Origin of the sequence: Halogeometricum sp. S3BR5-2 (assembly GCF_031624635.1) — an archaeon.
Lineage (GTDB): Archaea > Halobacteriota > Halobacteria > Halobacteriales > Haloferacaceae > Halogeometricum > Halogeometricum luteum.
The window spans coordinates 1-531 of sequence record NZ_JAMQOQ010000022.1 but is presented as its reverse complement, the minus strand read 5'-3'; the positions used below and the strand labels follow the sequence as shown (position 1 = coordinate 531).

The 531-nt window shown below is 55.7% G+C and carries 2 rRNA genes; both read left to right on the top strand.

Features of this window, described 5'->3' with window-relative positions:
• Nucleotides 1–269: ribosomal RNA gene (locus NDI79_RS23530) — 23S ribosomal RNA — on the top strand; the annotation flags it as partial.
• A 131-nt stretch (nucleotides 270–400) separates the two neighbouring features.
• Nucleotides 401–522, top strand: a 5S ribosomal RNA gene (gene rrf / locus NDI79_RS23525).
• Nucleotides 523–531 lie beyond the last annotated feature (9 nt).

Sequence of the window (531 nt, the reverse complement as noted above, 5' to 3'; positions counted from 1 at the left end):
GGGGTGTGAGGTACTTGACGGGAACGATCGTATAGTACGAGAGGAACTACGATTGGTCGCCGCTGGTGTATCGGTTGTCCGAGAGGGCAGATGCCGAGTAGCTACGCGACACGGGGTAAGAGCTGAATGCATCTAAGCTCGAAACCCACCTGGAAAAGAAGTACCACTACGGACACTCGTAGAAGACGAGTTCGATAGACTTGGGGTGTACGCGCCGAGGCAACGAGGCGTTCAGCCCACGAGCACTAACAGTCCATGCCACATTCATACTGTTCATCGGACCAGTCCGCTGGTCCGTGTGAACGGGTTCAGGCGTTAACTGGATTGCACGCGTATCATACGGTGTCGAACCACCAACGATTGGTATCCACAGTGACGGTTCGATTCCGTCAGTTGGCGTTAAGGCGGCCACAGCGGCGAGGTAACACCCGTACCCATCTCGAACACGGAAGTTAAGCTCGCCAGCGTGAACGCAAGTACTGGAGTGTGCGAACCTCTGGGAACACGTTCTCGCCGCCTCCACTCATACTC